Source organism: Burkholderia sp. 9777_1386 (assembly GCF_015712265.1).
Taxonomy (GTDB): Bacteria; Pseudomonadota; Gammaproteobacteria; order Burkholderiales; family Burkholderiaceae; genus Burkholderia; species Burkholderia cenocepacia.
On the sequence record NZ_JACCQB010000010.1, the window covers coordinates 63,049 to 78,316 of the forward strand.

General features: G+C 67.5%; 16 protein-coding genes. 8 read left to right on the plus strand and 8 right to left on the minus strand.

Annotated elements, in window-relative coordinates:
• Complete coding sequence (locus H0X91_RS10755; protein ID WP_230877920.1) at window positions 1-2,565, plus strand: DUF6600 domain-containing protein; 2,565 nt, start codon at window positions 1-3, stop codon at window positions 2,563-2,565.
• 99 nt (window positions 2,566-2,664) lie between these two features.
• Here the strand turns inward: H0X91_RS10755 and H0X91_RS10760 are convergent, their stop codons facing one another.
• The 3 genes from H0X91_RS10760 to H0X91_RS35240 all read right to left on the minus strand — a co-directional run bounded on the left by H0X91_RS10760 (window position 2,665) and on the right by H0X91_RS35240 (window position 5,375).
• Complete coding sequence (locus H0X91_RS10760; protein ID WP_006486933.1) at window positions 2,665-3,636, minus strand: thymidylate synthase; 972 nt, start codon at window positions 3,634-3,636, stop codon at window positions 2,665-2,667.
• A gap of 41 nt (window positions 3,637-3,677) precedes the next feature.
• Window positions 3,678-5,075: a sigma-54 dependent transcriptional regulator gene (locus tag H0X91_RS10765; RefSeq protein WP_006486860.1), complete on the minus strand. Its 1,398-nt coding sequence runs from the start codon at window positions 5,073-5,075 to the stop codon at window positions 3,678-3,680.
• A 165-nt stretch (window positions 5,076-5,240) separates the two neighbouring features.
• On the minus strand, window positions 5,241-5,375 hold the full coding sequence (locus H0X91_RS35240) for a hypothetical protein (protein WP_256097531.1): 135 nt from the start codon (window positions 5,373-5,375) through the stop codon (window positions 5,241-5,243).
• Window positions 5,376-5,577: 202 nt separating this feature from the next.
• On the opposite strand from H0X91_RS35240, the gene H0X91_RS10770 reads away from it, so the two are divergent.
• Window positions 5,578-5,904: a hypothetical protein gene (locus tag H0X91_RS10770; RefSeq protein ID WP_077056132.1), complete on the plus strand. Its 327-nt coding sequence runs from the start codon at window positions 5,578-5,580 to the stop codon at window positions 5,902-5,904.
• Between the two features lie 290 nt (window positions 5,905-6,194).
• The gene (locus H0X91_RS10775; protein WP_006493548.1) at window positions 6,195-6,695 is read left to right on the plus strand and encodes a dihydrofolate reductase; all 501 of its coding nucleotides are present in this window, start codon (window positions 6,195-6,197) and stop codon (window positions 6,693-6,695) included.
• 86 nt (window positions 6,696-6,781) lie between these two features.
• On the opposite strand, the gene pmbA is transcribed toward H0X91_RS10775, so the two are convergent.
• Window positions 6,782-8,152 (minus strand): metalloprotease PmbA, encoded by a 1,371-nt coding sequence (gene pmbA / locus H0X91_RS10780; protein ID WP_048984630.1) that lies wholly within the window; start codon window positions 8,150-8,152, stop codon window positions 6,782-6,784.
• Between the two features lie 127 nt (window positions 8,153-8,279).
• On the opposite strand from pmbA, the gene yjgA reads away from it, so the two are divergent.
• Together yjgA and mog are read left to right on the plus strand one after the other, a co-directional pair.
• Window positions 8,280-8,882: a ribosome biogenesis factor YjgA gene (gene yjgA, locus H0X91_RS10785; RefSeq protein WP_006496527.1), complete on the plus strand. Its 603-nt coding sequence runs from the start codon at window positions 8,280-8,282 to the stop codon at window positions 8,880-8,882.
• Window positions 8,866-9,474 carry a molybdopterin adenylyltransferase gene (gene mog / locus H0X91_RS10790; RefSeq protein ID WP_006486883.1) on the plus strand — a complete coding sequence of 203 codons (609 nt, stop codon included), beginning with the start codon at window positions 8,866-8,868 and terminating at the stop codon, window positions 9,472-9,474. The genes yjgA and mog overlap by 17 nt, the downstream gene beginning before the upstream one ends.
• Before the next feature lie 34 nt (window positions 9,475-9,508).
• Here the strand turns inward: mog and orn are convergent, their stop codons facing one another.
• Window positions 9,509-10,129, minus strand: a complete 621-nt coding sequence (gene orn, locus H0X91_RS10795) for an oligoribonuclease (protein WP_196433027.1) — start codon at window positions 10,127-10,129, stop codon at window positions 9,509-9,511.
• Between the two features lie 125 nt (window positions 10,130-10,254).
• Between orn and H0X91_RS10800 the strand changes: the two genes are divergently transcribed.
• The 3 genes from H0X91_RS10800 to H0X91_RS10810 all read left to right on the plus strand — a co-directional run bounded on the left by H0X91_RS10800 (window position 10,255) and on the right by H0X91_RS10810 (window position 12,834).
• Window positions 10,255-11,514, plus strand: coding sequence for a M48 family metallopeptidase (locus H0X91_RS10800; RefSeq protein WP_058902101.1), 1,260 nt, complete (start codon window positions 10,255-10,257; stop codon window positions 11,512-11,514).
• Window positions 11,511-12,452 carry a ribosome small subunit-dependent GTPase A gene (gene rsgA / locus H0X91_RS10805; RefSeq protein WP_006486937.1) on the plus strand — a complete coding sequence of 314 codons (942 nt, stop codon included), beginning with the start codon at window positions 11,511-11,513 and terminating at the stop codon, window positions 12,450-12,452. Before H0X91_RS10800 ends, rsgA begins: the two co-directional genes overlap by 4 nt.
• 64 nt (window positions 12,453-12,516) lie before the next feature.
• Entirely contained in the window at window positions 12,517-12,834 is a 318-nt protein-coding gene (locus tag H0X91_RS10810; RefSeq protein WP_011351362.1) for a putative signal transducing protein, read from the plus strand.
• Window positions 12,835-12,911: 77 nt separating this feature from the next.
• On the opposite strand, the gene H0X91_RS10815 is transcribed toward H0X91_RS10810, so the two are convergent.
• The 3 genes from H0X91_RS10815 to rplS form a co-directional block, all read right to left on the minus strand.
• The gene (locus tag H0X91_RS10815; protein WP_006486900.1) at window positions 12,912-13,850 is read right to left on the minus strand and encodes a CobD/CbiB family protein; all 939 of its coding nucleotides are present in this window, start codon (window positions 13,848-13,850) and stop codon (window positions 12,912-12,914) included.
• 120 nt (window positions 13,851-13,970) lie between these two features.
• On the minus strand, window positions 13,971-14,657 hold the full coding sequence (locus tag H0X91_RS10820; protein WP_006486824.1) for a CoA pyrophosphatase: 687 nt from the start codon (window positions 14,655-14,657) through the stop codon (window positions 13,971-13,973).
• 87 nt (window positions 14,658-14,744) lie between these two features.
• Entirely contained in the window at window positions 14,745-15,137 is a 393-nt protein-coding gene (gene rplS, locus H0X91_RS10825) for a 50S ribosomal protein L19 (protein WP_006486838.1), read from the minus strand.
• Window positions 15,138-15,268 lie beyond the last annotated feature (131 nt).

Here is a 15,268-nt window from a genome sequence, read left to right on the forward strand (position 1 = left end):
ATGACGCTCACCATGGCCACCCTGTTCACGCTCAAGCGCACCGCCCGCTACACGCTGCTCGCGTTCGTCGCGCTTGCGGCGCTGCCGCCCGCCTTCGCGCAATCGGCCGATGCGCCGCCGAATATGGCCGCGGCACGGCAACCGGGCGGCGATCCGCCCGGCCGCGTCGCGCGGCTCAATTACCTGTCGGGCGCCGTGACGACCGAACCGGCCGGCACCGATGCGTGGTCGTATGCGGCGGTGAACCGGCCGCTGACGACCGGCGACCAGCTCTGGAACGATGCCGGCGCGCGCTCGGAACTGCACATCGGCTCGACCGCGGTGCGGCTCGGCGAATCGACGAGCCTGGCGGTGCTGAATCTCGACGACACGACGACGCAGTTGAAAGTGGGCCTCGGCACCGTGTCGACGCACGTGCGCGATTTGCCGGCCGGCGGATCGTATGAAATCGACACTCCGAACCTCGCGCTCGGCATCACGGGCCCCGGCGACTATCGCGTCGATGTGGCGCCGAACGGCGCGAGCACGACGGTGACGGTGCGCAGCGGCAGCGCGACGGTCTACGGCAGCAACGGGCAGTACCCGCTGTCGCCCGGGCAGCAGGTCGTGTTCACCAGCACCGACCTGCAGGTCGCGCAACAATCGGCCGCACCGGGCCCCGATGCGCTCGACCAGTGGGCGGCCAGCCGCGACGCGGCCGAAGCGCGCTCGGTGTCGGCCCGCTACGTGTCCCGCGACATCCCCGGCTACCAGGATCTCGATGCGAACGGCACGTGGCGCGAAACGCCGAACTACGGCGCGGTCTGGGTGCCGAACGACACGCCGGCCGACTGGGCGCCGTATCACGACGGCCACTGGATCTGGCAGGCGCCGTGGGGCTGGACCTGGGTCGACGACGCGCCGTGGGGCTTCGCGCCGTATCACTACGGCCGCTGGGCGTACGTGGACGACAGCTGGGCCTGGGTGCCCGGCCCGATGGTCGTCAGCCAGCCGCCCGTCTATGCGCCGGCGCTCGTCGCCTTCGTGGGCGGCGGCGGTGGCGGCGGTTCCGACTGGAATGTGGCGCTGACGGTCGGCGGCGTCGCCGCGGCCGGCTGCGCATGGTTCGCGCTCGGCCCGGGCGAGCCGTGGCATCCGGGCTGGGGCGGCTGGAGTCCGCACTACTACGAGCGCGTCAACCGCAACATCGTGGTGAACAACGTCAACGTGAACAAGACCGTGAACGTGACGAACATCACCAATATCACCAACATCAACAAGACGTACGTGAACTTCCGCGCGCCGCACGCGATCACGGCCATACCGGCCTCCGCGTTCGTGCACGGCCAGCCGGTCGCGCACTTCTCGCAGCACGTCGATCCGCAGCAATGGCGCAACGCGCATGTCACGCCGGGCACGCCCGGCATCGCGCCGGTGCGCCAGAGCTTCACCGGCGGGTTGCGCAATGCCAGCTACCGTCCGCCGGCGGCGATCGCGCAGCACCCGTACGTCGCGACCCGTAATCCGGCCGTGCCGGCCGCATATCGCGACCAGGCCGCCGCCCACCTCGCGCAGCAAGGCGGGCGCGTACCGGGCGCCGGCGCACCGGTCGTGAAGACCAACGTGCCGGCCGACTATACGGCTCGTCCGGTCCGCGTGCCGGGCAAGCCGGGCGGCGGCGCCTGGGCGATGCACAACGTGCAGCTCGTGAATCCGCACGGCCCCGTCGTGGAGCCGACCCGCGCGCCGCGCGAAGGCCAGCCGGCCGGCGTGCAGGCCGGACGGCCGGAGGCGCCGACGCTGGGCATGCCGAATGTCGCACGGCCTGCAAACGGCGAAATCCCGAACGCATCGCGTTTCGCCAATGGCGGCACGCCGCAGGCGTCCGGCAACCCGATCCCGCATCAGGCATTCGCGACCGGCAACGGCGTCCCGCATCCGCCGGAAGCGAACAACGCTCGGTCGGGCATCGGTCAGGCGCGGGCAGCCGACGCGCCGTCATCGCCCACGTGGATGCAGCCGCACACGCCGATGGAACGTCAGCGCCCTGCTCCGCCCACTGCGCTGCACGCGGCCGGCCAGAACGCGCTGCCGCCCGTGCGCAGCGCCGCGGTGCCGCACCCGGACGGCGTGCCGGCCCCGCAGGGCATCCAGCCCGGCGGCCGCAACGAAGCGCCGCGCGCGCTGCCGCAACCGCAGCCCGACCATACCGCGCAGATTCCGCAGCCGCGTCCGCGCCCCGATTTCCCGACGCCGGCCCGGCATGCGCAGCCGCAACCGGAACGGGCCGCCCCCGCGCCGCAGCCGCGCCCGGACTTCGCTCAACCGGCGCCCCATCGCGAAGTCGCGCCGCCGCGCGTGAACGAGTACCGTCCGCCGGCGCCCGCCGTGCACGACGTGCCGCGTCCGCAGCCGCAGGCGCCGCGGATGGAGCCGCGCCCGCAACCGGCGCCCCGCATGGAGCCGCGCCCGGCGATGCCCGCTCCGCGGATGGAACCGCGGCCGCAGCCGGCGCCGCACGTCGAGGCGCCGCGCCCGAGCAACCCGCCGCCGCAAGGCGGCCACGAGGAGCGGCATCGCCAGTAAGTGCAGCAAACCTGAAACAAAAAGGCTCGACCGGTATCAGCCGGTCGAGCCTTTTTGCAGGGTGCGGATCGATGGACCCGCGCGGCCCCGGCCGCGCGATCAGACCGCCATCGGCGCGGTCAGCGGCTCATGGTGCCGATAGCCGACGAGCGAGAAATCGGACGGCTCGACCTGCTCCAGCCATTCCGGCGCATAGACGCCCGTCTTCGCGTAGTCGGGCACGCGCTCGGCAATTTCCAGCCGCGGGCTTTCGTACGGCTCGCGGGTGAGTTGCTGCTGCAGCATGTCGAGCTGGTTCTCGTAGATGTGGGCGTCGCCGATGAAATACGTGAACCAGCGCGGCGTGTAGCCCGTCAGCCGGCCGACGAGCGACAGCAGCGCGGCCCCCTCCGTCAGGTTGAACGGCGTGCCGAGGCCGACGTCGTTGCTGCGGATGTACAGGCACAGCGAGATCTCTCGCTTCGTCGCGTTCGGCAGGAACTGGTACAGCAGATGGCACGCGGGCAGCGCGATCTGGTCGAGCACGGCCGGATTCCATGCGTGAAACAGGATGCGGCGATCAGACGGGTTCTCCATGATCGTGTCCAGGCACTGGCGCAACTGATCGATCGCCTTGTACAGCAGCACCTTCGGCGCGCCGTCTTCGTCGAAACGCGTGACGATCCGGAAGCCGCGGCGGGTCGCATCGGCGATCTGCGCGTCCGCGCCGGCATCCAGCACCTTGTAGCCCGGCCACTGGCGCCATTGCACGCCGTAGACGTCGCCGAGATCGTCCACGCCCTGGCGATACGGGTTCGCGAGCCACTGTGCGTTCTCGTTCGCGTTCGCATCCCACACCTTGCAGCCAAGCGCGCGGAAATCGGCCGCGCTGCGCGACGCGCGCAGGAAGCCGACCAGTTCGCCGATCGCGGACTTGAACGCGAGCTTCTTGGTCGTCACGGCCGGGAAGCCTTGCTGCAGGTCGAAGCGCAGCATCGCGCCCGGCATGCTGATGGTGCGGATCCCCGTCCGGTTCTCCTGCCAGCTGCCGGTATCGAGAATGGTACGAACGAGATCGAGATACTGTTTCATGCGGGTTCCTTCGGCCGCGAGGGCGGCCGTACCCGCCAATTTTAACAAGCGTGACGCGGAAGCTCCGGCAACGGCGCCGAAAACCCTCCGAGCGTGTCGCCGCGATCGCGCATCCCGTGTGCGCACATCAGCCGGTAGAGCGTGACGCGCGATACGCCGAGTTCGCGCGCGGCATCCGCGAAACGGCCGCGATGGCGCAGCAGCGCCTGCTCGATCGCCTGCCGTTCGGCCGCCTCGCGCGCCTCCAGCAGCGACACCGGCGCAAGCGCCGCATAGTCGTTCAGTTCGAGATCGGCCGACGTGATCATCCGGCCTTCCGACATCACGATCGCGCGGCGCACGCGGTTGATCAGCTCGCGCACGTTGCCCGGCCACGAATAGCCGTACAGCGACGCGACCGCATCCGGGGAAAAGCCGCGCAGACGACGATGCGCATCGCCCTTGAAGCGCTCGAGCATGTGGCGCGCGAGCACCTCGATGTCCTTGCCGCGCGCGCGCAGCGGCGGCTCCTCGATCTTCAGCACGCACAACCGATGAAACAGGTCCTCGCGGAAGCGCCCTTCGCGCAGCGCCGCTTCCATGTCCACGTGCGTCGCGCAGATCACGCGCACATCGACCGGCACCGACACGTGCGCGCCGAGCCGCTCGATCTTGCCTTCCTGCAGGAAGCGCAACAGGCTCGCCTGGCTTTCGAGCGGCAGATCGCCGATCTCGTCGAGAAACAGCGTGCCGCCGTTGGCGGCCTCGACGCGACCGATCTTGCGCTGGTTCGCACCGGTGAACGCGCCGCGTTCATAGCCGAACAGTTCGGCCTGCAGCAGCGTCGACGGTATCGCGCCGCAATTGATCGCAATGAACGGCGCCTGCGCGCGCGACGAGCGCTCGTGAATCGCGACCGCCGTCAGCTCCTTGCCCGTGCCCGATTCGCCGGAGATGAATACCGGTGCGTCGGTCGCCGCGACGCGGCGGATCGTCCTGAAGAGCCCGAGCATCGCATCGCAGGTGCCGACCATCTCGCCTTCGCTGCGTCCGGCGCCGACGGGCGGCGCAACAGGATCGGTCAGGGCGACCATGCCGTGCGCATGACCGACCGTCTCGACGATCCGCGCCGTTTCGTACGGCATCGTCACGTAGTCGAAGCAATAGTCGCGAATGAGGTGGCGCAGCGTCGCGTCCTGCAACTGGCCGCGCCGCGTCGCCGCGATCCAGCCGATGTGCTGGATGCTCAGGCAGGATTCGAGTTCACGCAGATCCGACGGCTTGAAGCCCGGCGAGAAATCGAGCAGGCCGGCGGTTGCGACGCCATGCTGCACGACGCGCCGCACATCGCGCACGGTCTCGGCCAGATCGACGCGCCAGCCGCATTCGTCGAAATGGCCGCGCAACGCGTCGTTCGGTTCGCGCGAATAGTAGATCACGTGCCGCTGATCGGCTCCCATATGCTCACCCCGTTCATCAACCGTCTAACGATTGCCGCACACGTCAAGGTCACGTGCAAAAGGATCGAATCGGGTCAGCCCAAGGTGGCTCGATTCGCCATGCCGATGCGCGGCAACGACACAGCCTCGCATGATGGCGCTTATCTCGCGTCCAGTTATTTTTGATCAAGACTGCTTGGTTATAGGCACCGAATACGACAAAGCCGTTTCAGTGCCGATGGCGATGCGGCCGAATCGCTCAGGAGGTCGATGCAGATCAATCATCTGCACATAGCCCATGCGCAGGAAGGGTTTCGTCATCAACACACGCGCCGATTTTCATCCTTGAAGCGTATCGATTGAATCAGCAGTATTCCCGAGCCCCCTCGTTTCAGGCCTGAAACATTTTCAGGCGTTTTTGGCCACAATTCGCAACGCTTGAGCAGGAATCGCAATGGCGGCAATGGTCCCGGTACCGTGGCATGTATTTCGCTGAATACGGGAACGACCGGAGACAGTCGCCATGCGAAAACATCTTTTACTTTCTTTCGTGCCGATGACGCTCGTGCTCTCGGCCGCCGGCCCGCCCGCGCCGGCATGCGCGGACGAAGGCATGCGGCCGGATCGCGCCATGCTGGTTGCCGAGCCAGTGCCGAGCATGCAGCTCGGCGACGACTTCAGTATCGTGACCGTGTCGGCGCCGCAACCGCTGCCGGCCGCCCAGGCCTCCGTGACGCTGTGGGACGAGATCCCGCCGCCGCCCCAATTGCCGATGCCGCTGCCGGCGCCGCAACCATCGGACATGCGGCACGCGATGGGCGGTAACGCGCGAGGCAGTACGCATCCTTGATGCTTGCGTCGCTTCGATTCGATCAGGATTCCGTATTGAACTGACGATCCGGTCGAACGCGCAGCCCTCGATCGGAACCGGTATCGCCGATCTCGCGGCACAAAACGTTTTTTGTGCTCCGTCCCCCGGCGGGCACTCTTTTTATTCGAACGGTCGCCGCGACGCGGAGCATCACGCGTCGCGGCGCACGACACGGGAAACGCCGACGTCCCTACCGGCGTGCGGAATCCGGAGCGTGCCGCCGTTCCGGTAAAATCGGCCCATTCCGTTTTCCCTCTTCCCCGACCTTCATGACGACGTTGACCCTGATCGTCGCGCGTGCCCGCAACGGCATCATCGGCCGCGACAACCAGTTGCCCTGGAAACTTCCCGAGGATCTCGCGTTCTTCAAGCGCACGACGATGGGCGCGCCGATCGTGATGGGCCGCAAGACCCACGAGTCGATCGGGCGGCCGCTGCCGGGCCGCCGCAATATCGTCGTCACGCGCGACGCGACGCGCCGTTTCGAAGGCTGCGACACGGTCACGTCGCTGGCCGATGCGCTGGCGCTCGCCGCGCGCGACGGCGCACCCGAGGCATTCCTGATCGGCGGCGCGCAACTCTATGCGGAAGGTCTCACGCTCGCCGACAAGCTGGTCGTCACCGAGATCGATGCGGACTTCGACGGCGACGCATCGTTCCCGGCGCCCGACGCCGCGCACTGGCAGGAAATCTCGCGCGACGCACATCAGGCTGCCGCGCCGAACACGTTCGGCTATGCGTTCGTCGTCTACGCACGCAAGCGCGGCTGACGCCTGCTTCCGCACGATGAAAAAAGCCCGACCGGTTTGCGCCGGTCGGGCTTTTTCGTTTCCAGGCGGCCGGTGCCGCGTGCGGCTTACTGCCCCGCGATCGTCATCTGCTCGATCAGCACCGAGCCGGTTTCCTTCGTCCCGCGCACGATCGAATCCGCACCGATCGCGACGATATGGCGGAACATCTCCTGCAGCGTGCTGGCGACGGTGATTTCCTCGACCGGATACTGGATCACGCCGTTCTCCACCCAGAAGCCCGCCGCGCCGCGCGAATAGTCGCCCGTCACGTAGTTCACGCCCTGCCCCATCAGTTCGGTCAGCAGCAGGCCCGTGCCGAGTTTCTTCAGCATCGCGTCGAAGTCGTCGCCCGCCTGCGTGTTCGAGCTGCGCAGCGCGAGGTTGTGCGAGCCGCCCGCGTTGCCGGTGGTTTGCGTGCCGAGCTTGCGTGCCGAATAGGTCGACAGGAAATAGCCTTCGACGACGCCGTCCTTCACGACGCTGCGCGCACGCGTGCGCACGCCTTCCTCGTCGAACGGTGCGCTGCCCATCGCGCGCGGCACGTGCGGATCCTCGACGACCTGGACGTGCGGCGCGAACACCGGCTTGCCGAGGCTGTCGACGAGGAACGACGTCTTGCGATACAGCGCGCCGCCGCTCACTGCCTGCACGAAGGCGCCGAGCAGGCCGGCCGCGAGCGGCGCCTCGAACAGCACGGGCACCTTGCGCGTGTCGAGACGGCGCGCGCCCATCCGCGCGAGCGCGCGTTCGGCCGCGTAACGGCCCACCGCTTCGGGCGCGGCGAGATCGATCGCGCTGCGCTTCGACGAATACCAGTCGTCGCGCTGCATGTGGCGGCCGCTGCCCGCGATCGGTGCGCACGCGATGTAGTGGCGCGAGTACGGATAGCCGGCGAGGAAGCCGCGCGACGTCGCGAGCACGAATTGCGAATGCTGCGCCGACACGCTCGCGCCTTCCGAATTGCGGATCTGCGGGCTGACCGCGAACGCGGCGTCTTCCGCGCGGCGGGCGAGCTCGACGGCTTCGTCGGCGCTCAGCGCCCACGGGTGGTACAGATCGAGGTCGCGCGGGTCGGTTTCGAGCAGCTCGGCTTCGGCGAGACCGGCCGCTTCGTCCTCGGCCGTGAAGCGCGCGATGTTGTACGCGGCAGCGACGGTGTCCTTGATCGCGGCCGGCGAGAAGTCCGACGTGCTCGCGTTGCCGCGCTTCTTGCCGATGAACACGGTCACGCCGACCATCTTGTCGCGGTTGTGCTCGATCGTTTCGACTTCGCCGCGGCGCACCGACACCGACAGGCCGTCGCCCTCGGAGATTTCGGTCGCGGCGTCCGTCGCGCCGAGCGCCTTCGCATGGCGAAGGATGTCCGATGCGATTTCCTTGAGCTGGTCCTGCGTGTGCGGGAAATAGCGCGCTTGTACGTCGAGATTGGCTGCCATCGTCTTGGTATCCGGTGGCGGGCGGGCGCCCGCATGGTCAAAATGTTGCGTATCCCGCGATCATAGCAAGGTCCGGGGCCGGACACAGACAAGCTTGGGGTGTCCGCGCCGCGATACAATGCGGCCCATGACACGCAAAACCCGAATCCAGCCGATCGAACATGCCGTCGATGACGACGACAATGGCTACGATCGCCCCAGCAAATCCCAGTTGAAGCGCGAAATGCACGCGCTGCAGGAACTCGGCCAGGCGCTCGTCGACCTGCCGAAGGACGCGCTCAAGCGCATGCCGATGCCCGAAGATCTCGCCGACGCCGTGCGCGAGGCGCGCCGGATCACCGATCACGAGGGCAAGCGCCGCCAGCTCCAGTACGTCGGCCGCGTGATGCGCTCGCTGACCGACGACGAAACGGCCGCGCTGCGTACCGCGCTCGACGCGCAACGCGGCGTGAACAAGGCCGCGACAGCCCGCCTGCACTGGATCGAGCGCACGCGCGAGCAGCTGCTCGCGAGCGACGACGCACTGACCGAATTCCTGCGCCAGCACCCCGACGCCGACATCCAGGAAGGCCGCACGCTGATCCGCAACGCGCGCAAGGAAGCGCAGCAAGGCAAGCCGCCGCGCTATTTCCGCGAGCTGTTCCAGTGGATCAAGGCCGCGGGCGGCGCATCCGACAGCGACGACGAAGCGGCCGGCGACGCCGGAGACGACCATGACGACGAAGCGTAACCACCCGGACGAACTCGTGGTCGGCCTCGTGTCGATCAGCGACCGCGCGAGTACGGGCGTCTACGAAGACAAGGGCATTCCGGCGCTGCAGGAATGGCTCGCCGGCGCGCTGGTTTCGCCGTGGCGCGCCGAAACGCGCCTGATCCAGGACGATGCGCCGACGATCTCGGCCACGCTGACCGAGCTCGTCGACGTCGCCGGCTGCGACCTCGTGCTGACGACGGGTGGCACCGGCCCCGCGCGCCGCGACGTGACGCCGGAAGCCACGCTGGCCGTGGCGACGAAGGAAATGCCGGGATTCGGCGAGCAGATGCGGCAGATCAGCCTGAATTTCGTGCCGACCGCGATCCTGTCGCGGCAGGTCGCGGTGATCCGAGAAACGGCCGACCATGCGGCGCTGATCATCAACCTGCCCGGCCAGCCCAAGTCGATCCGGGAAACGCTGGAAGGGCTGCGCGATGCCGACGGCAAGCCGACCGTGCCCGGCATCTTCGCCGCGGTGCCCTACTGCATCGACCTGATCGGCGGCCCGTATGTCGAGACCGACGCCGCGGTGGTCGCGGCGTTCCGGCCGAAAAGCGCGCGGCGCTGAGCGTTTGCCGGGCGCTGCGCGCGTGCCGGCCCGCTCACGCGGCCGGCGCGGATTCCCCTGCCGACGCCGACGCGGCCGGAATCAGGAAATGCTCGCGGTAATACTTCAGCTCGTCGATCGATTCGTGGATGTCCGCGAGCGCAGTGTGCATCGCCCGCTTCTGGAAACCCTTGTAGATGGCCGGCTGCCAGCGGCGGCACAGCTCCTTGAGCGTGCTGACGTCGAGGTTGCGGTAGTGGAAGAATCGCTCGAATTCCGGCATCCAGCGCGCCATGAAGCGGCGGTCCTGGCAAATCGAGTTGCCGCACATCGGCGACTTGCCGGGCGACACGTACTGCGCGAGGAACGCCTGCAGTTGCGCGGCGGCGTCCGCCTCGGTCACGGTCGATGCGCGCACGCGGTCGATCAGGCCGGAACGGCCGTGCGTCGACTTGTTCCAGTCGTCCATCTTCGCGAGCGTCTCGTCGCTCTGGTGGATCGCGAACACCGGGCCCTCGACGGCAATGTCGAGCGTGGAGTTGGTCACGACGACCGCGATCTCGATGATGCGGTCGTTATCCGGGTCGAGGCCCGTCATCTCCATGTCGAGCCAGACGAGGTTCAACTCGTTGCGCACGAGCGCGGGCTGGCTGGCGGAAGCGGCGGTATCGGTCATGATTCATCCTGGAAAATGGCGGACCGGGCGCGCCGATGCAGCGCCGCCCGGGCGGCCGGCATCGCATCAGCGGGGCCGGTCCGCAAGAACATATAATTCTCGCATAGAACCCTTTGGCGCCTTCGATGTCACCCTTTTCGTTCACCCTGCTGTTCGCGCTCGCCGTACTCGCGATGGTCGTCACCAAACTGTGGCTCGCATCGCGGCAGATCCGCTTCGTCGCCGCGCACCGTAACGGCGTACCCGCGCAGTTCAGCGCCACCATCCCGCTGACCGCCCACCAGCGCGCGGCCGACTACACGGTCGAGCGCACCCGGCTGACGATGCTCGAGATCGTCGTCAGCGCGGCCGTGCTGGTCGGCCTCACGCTGCTCGGCGGCGTCGGCGCGCTCGACACGCTGCTGACCGGCTGGCTCGGCCGCGGCTACGGGCAGCAGGTCGCGCTGGTCGCCGCGGTGCTCGTGATCACGGGCGTGATCGACGTGCCGTTCGAGTATTACCGCCAGTTCGGGATCGAGCAGCGCTTCGGCTTCAACCGGATGACGAAGCGGCTGTTCTTCACCGACATGCTGAAGAATTCGCTGCTCGGCGCCGCGCTCGGCCTGCCGCTGCTGTTCGTCGTGCTGTGGCTGATGAACCAGGCCGGCAGCCTGTGGTGGCTGTGGACCTGGATCGTGTGGGTCGCGTTCCAGATGCTCGTGCTGCTGATCTACCCGACCTTCATCGCGCCGCTCTTCAACAAGTTCGAGCCGCTGAAGGACGACGCGCTGCGCGCGCGCATCGAGTCGCTGATGAAGCGCTGCGGCTTCGCGGCCAAGGGGCTGTTCGTGATGGACGGCAGCCGCCGCTCCGCGCACGGCAACGCGTACTTCACGGGCTTCGGCGCATCGAAACGGATCGTGTTCTTCGACACGCTGCTCGCGCGCCTGTCCGGCCAGGAGATCGAGGCCGTACTCGCGCACGAACTCGGCCACTTCAAGCGCCGCCACGTGATGAAGCGCATGCTCGTGTCGTTCGTGCTGAGCCTCGTGCTGCTGGCGCTGCTCGGCTGGCTCGCGCAGCGCACGTGGTTCTATACGGGGCTCGGCGTCACGCCGTCGCTCGACACCAGCAACGCGGGCGCCGCGCTCGTCCTGTTCTTCCTCGCGATTCCCGTGTTCCTGTTCTTCGCGACGCCGTTCAGCAGCCTCACGTCGCGCAAGCACGAATTCGAGGCCGACGCGTTCGCGGCCAGCCAGACCGACGCGCAGGATCTCGTCAGCGCGCTCGTGAAACTCTACGAGGACAACGCGTCGACGCTGACGCCCGACCCCGTCTACACGGCCTTCTACTACTCGCATCCGCCGGCCTCGCAGCGGATCGACCGCCTGCTGCAGCACGCATGAGCCGGCCGACCTCCCGCAAGCCGGCCCCGCGCGCGTCGAGCGCGCAACGGGCCGAAGGCCGCGTGATTGCGGCGCACGGCCGCCACTACATCGTCGCCCCCGACGACGGCGGCCCGATGCTGCAATGCTTCCCGCGCGGCAAGAAGAGCGACATCGCGGTCGGCGACCGCGTCGCGTACGAACTCGCGTCGGCCGACCAGGGCGTGATCGTGGAAATCGGCGAACGGCGCAACCTGCTGTACCGCTCCGACCAGTTCAAATCGAAGCTGTTCGCCGCGAACCTCGACCAGTTGCTGATCGTGCTCGCGACCGAGCCCTATTTCAGCGAGGATCTGCTCGGCCGCGCGCTGATCGCCGCCGAAGCGAACGAGCTGAAGCCGCTCGTCGTGCTGAACAAGATCGACGTCGAGGCCGCGCTGCCGGTCGCGCGCGAACGCCTCGCCCCGTACCGCGCGCTCGGCTACGACGTGCTCGAGCTGTCGGTGAAAGGCGCGCCGGACGATGCGCGCGCGCAGCTGATGCCGCACCTCGCCGGGCATTCGACGATCCTGCTCGGCCAGTCCGGGATGGGCAAGTCGACGCTCGTGAACCTGCTCGTGCCCGACGCCGAAGCCGCAACCCGCGAGATTTCGGCCGCGCTCAACAGCGGTCGTCACACGACGACGTTCACGCGCCTGTACCCGCTGGAAGGCGGCGGTGCGCTGATCGATTCGCCGGGCTTCCAGGAATTCGGCCTCTACCACCTGACCGAAGGCCGCCTCGAGCGCGCGTTTCCGGAATTCCGGCCGCTGCTCGCGGACTGCCGTTTCTATAATTGTCATCATCTGCACGAGCCCGGCTGCGCGATCCTCGAAGCGGTCGCCGACGGCCGTATCGCGCCGTCGCGGCACGCGCTGTACGCGCAGCTCGTGCACGAGGCGAGCCAGATCGTCCGCTGACCGCGCGACGTGCACGACGGCCGGCCGGCGCCAGCCGGGCCGGCTTTCATCGACAGGAGCCGCGATGCGTTTCAAGGCACCCGACCTCGCGACCGCGCAGCATTGGGCCAACGTGCTCCAGGTAGCCGGCATCGGTTGCGAACTGCACAACTGCTACGCGACCGGCGCGCTCGGCGGCCTGCCGGCCGATGCGTGCACACCCGAGCTGTGGCTCGACGACGAACGTGACGACGCGCTCGCCCGCCGGCTCCTCGACGCCGCGTCGCACGGCCCGTCGGCGGGCGCGGCGCCCTGGCGCTGCCGGCAGTGCGGCGAAGCGCTCGAAGCGCAATTCACCGCGTGCTGGCAATGCGGCGCCGTGCGTGACCCGCTCGATGACTGAATGCACCGCGCTGACACACAGCGAAAAGGCCGGCATCGAGCCGGCCTTTTCATTTCATCGCGCGTCAGGCTGCCCCGTCACGACACCCAGACGGCAAGCGTCAGCATCAGCAGCAGGATCATCCACAGAATCACCGCGCGCCATACGAGGCCGACCGCCGACTGCAGCGTGCGCGGCGTGCAATCGTCACCAACCGTCAACGGGCCGCTGTCGCCGACTGCTAGCGCATCGAGGCTCGACGGTTCCGCGAGCGGCCCTGCGAGACGCGCGCCGAGCGCCCCGCTGCCGGCGGCCAGCAGTACGCCGTCGTTCGGGTCGGGCCACTGGCGCGTGTGATTGCGCCACGCGTAAATCGCATCCTCGAAATTGCCGACGATCGCGAAACCGAGCGCCGTCAGTCGGGACGGAATCCAGTCGATCACGAAGAACGCACGCTGCGCGAACGTCGAGAACGCGGCCGTACGGTCGTCGCCCGGCGTCGCCCAGCTGCGCGCGAGATATTCGGAAATCCGGTACAGCACGGCGCCGGCCGGGCCGATCGGCAGCACGTACCAGAAGAACACGCCGAACACGTGGCGATGCGACGCGACGACCGCATGGATCAGCGTATGGCGGACGATTTCACCCACCGGCATGTCGACCGTGTCGATGCCCGTCCATTCATGGAGGATTTCACGCGCGCGCGGCACGTCGTCGTTGTTGAGCGCGAGGTGGATGTCGGTGAAGTAGTGGCTGAACTGGCGGAAGCCGAGCGTGAAATACACGACGGCGACGTTCCACAGGAACGCGAGCACGAAGCTCACCTTGTACAGCAGGAAATAGATCAGCGCGACGATCAGCACCCACGGCAGCACGACCGCGAGCCATGCGAGGATCCCGTGCTTCTGCTTGCCGGCGTCGAGGCCATGCGCGACGGTTTCCGCATGAAACTGGAACAGCGCGAATACCGGATTGCTCGGCGACAACGCGCGGACCTGTTCGATGATGAGAGCGAGGAGAACCGAAAAGAAAGTCATGCGTGGCGCCGTCTTCGGAGTTATGTCATTTTTTGCATAACGATAGCACAGCGTCAGCCGCGCATGGCTGCCGGCGCGGTCGCCCGGCAGCCGGTCGCGCGCGCCAGTCGGCGCGCCCGCCTAGCCGGCGGCCAAGAAGCGATACAGATTGCGAAACATGCCGGCAGTTGCGCCCCAGATGAAGTAATGCCCGCCCGGTTCGCCATTCGGATAGGGCATGGCAAAAAAACGACGCTCGCCGCCTTCCCACCGGAACACGCGGACCTGATGGTTCGCGGGATTCATCACGAACGCGAGCGGCACTTCGAAAATCTCGGCGACTTCGAACGTATCGGCCTGCACGGTAAACGGCGGATGCACGAGGCCGACGACCGGCGTCACGCAGAAGCCCGTGCCGGTCAGGTAGTCGGGCAGCGCGCCGAGAATCTCGACGCGTTCGGCGGCCAGCCCGATCTCTTCCTTCGCCTCGCGCAACGCGGTGGCGGTCGCATCGCGGTCGAACGGCTCGCGACGGCCGCCGGGAAAGCTGATCTGTCCGGCGTGGTCGTTCAGGTGATCGGCGCGCTGCGTCAGCAGCACGGTGAGGCCTGACTCGCGGACGACGAGCGGCACGAGGACGGCCGCGCTACGCGGATCGACGCCCTCCTGCAGCCTCGCCTCGCCGGGCTCGACGCTCCATTCGAGCGTGCGCGCGAAACGTTCGCGCAGGCCGGACGGCGTCATCAGCCGGGAGTCGATGACGGGCAGGCCGGCGCCGGTGCCTTCGACCGGCAAGACTTCGGGATCGATGATGGGGCGGCGATTCAATGGGGCTCTCGGGTTCGTGTCGTATCGAGCATATTGTCGCGCCAGAATGAAAAAAGCACCCGGTTGGGTGCTTTTTCCTTACAGCTCTTACTCTTGGGAAGCTGCTGCGGCGCGATCCTTCGACACCAGCTTTTCCTTGATACGAGCCGACTTGCCCGAACGCTCGCGCAGGTAGTACAGCTTCGCACGACGCACATCACCGCGACGCTTCACGACGATGCTTGCCAGCAGCGGCGAGTACGTCTGGAACGTACGCTCGACGCCTTCGCCCGACGAGATCTTGCGAACGATGAAGTTCGAGTTCAGACCACGATTGCGAATCGCGATCACGACGCCTTCGTAAGCCTGAACGCGCTTGCGGTTACCTTCAACCACGTTCACGTTCACGATCACCGTGTCGCCCGGGGCGAAATCGGGGATCGTCTTGCCGGCGAGCGCGCGCTCGATTTCTTCCTGCTCAAGTTTTGCGATCAGATTCATTACTGACTCCTTATGCCATCGTGTCGGCGTTGGCACCCGCCTGCTTCCAGGCCTGGCCCCGATAGAGGATGGATTCACATCAGGCACCGTACACGCATGTACGGCACCGCCAATTCCCGCTCGCGCAGCCG